Genomic DNA, 1,076 nt, shown 5'->3' with positions numbered 1-1,076 from the left:
GGCGCCGCGGCCCACCGGCAAAACGCTCATCCCTGAACGCCGCATGTCGGTTGGCGGTATCGGGTCGACCTATTACGAGACGGGAGCCGGTCGTCCGATTGTGCTTCTCCATGGGGCGGCGCCGGGGGAAATCTCTGATGCGAGGCTCAGCTGGATTTGGCAGCTGCACGGCCTATCCGATCAATTCAGAGTAATCGCGCTTGATCAACTCCAATTCGGTGGGACGGACGATCCTACTCCTGGCAAATATATTAACCGGCTCGGTCGCGTAGACCATGTCATTGGTTTCATCGAAGCAATGGGGTTGAAGCAGATCACGCTGGTCGGCCATTCAGAAGGATCATTCGTCGCGGCGCGGGTCGCGATCGTGCGTCCCGATCTTGTTTCGAAAGTCGTCCTGCTCACCGCCAGCTCCGTATCGCCGCCAATCGGACCCGAGCCATTTGGAGACGAGCGTGACGATGCATGGCTCCATGCCGCCGCCACATCATACGACTATACCGGGCCGATGCCGAGTGAAGAGGAATATGTGCGGAGAGGCGCCATCGCCTACGGGCAGGATCCGTATCAGGCTGAGCTAGAGGAGTATCGGCGAATAGCCTATCGGCGGCCCGCGACGCGCGGAAAATGGGAGGTCCGGAAGCACCTGCCTTTAGAAGAAACCGATATGAGACAATATGTCCTGCTGCAGCAGAAGTACATCTTCCCCAACATTGATCGGCTTCAGGGCAAGACAATGCTTATCTGGTCCACGGACGACGCCTCCGTGGCGCCCGACCGCGGGTGGAAGCTGGCAAAGATGATCAAGAATTCGGAATTCCACCTGCTGAAAGCAGCTCACACGATCCAACGAGACCAGAGCGAAGCGGTAAACTGGCTCATCGGTCGCTACAACCTTACCGAAGGCGGATCGCCATATCTCTGAGAACAGAAAGTGGCCCCGGAGACTTATGGCGAGATACTCGAGATATTGAGGTCGCCGCCGCGACCGCATCTGTTCCCAAACTGGTTCAGCCGGCAATCTGCGCCGCCTCGTTGACTGCGATCGATATTGCCGAAAGAGGCGCCGATCTCCC

Annotated in this window: 1 protein-coding gene; it reads left to right on the top strand. The window is 58.2% G+C overall.

The annotated features are described in order from the left end of the window. The coding region (locus NKH12_RS30430; RefSeq protein ID WP_352956482.1) for an alpha/beta fold hydrolase at positions 1-925 on the top strand (925 nt) is incomplete at its 5' end. Positions 926-1,076: the final 151 nt, after the last annotated feature.

Source organism: Mesorhizobium sp. M1322, from assembly GCF_040318085.1.
Taxonomy (GTDB): domain Bacteria; phylum Pseudomonadota; class Alphaproteobacteria; order Rhizobiales; family Rhizobiaceae; genus Mesorhizobium.
The sequence above is the reverse complement of the archived record's forward strand: the minus strand, read 5'-3'. Positions and strand labels throughout refer to the sequence as shown.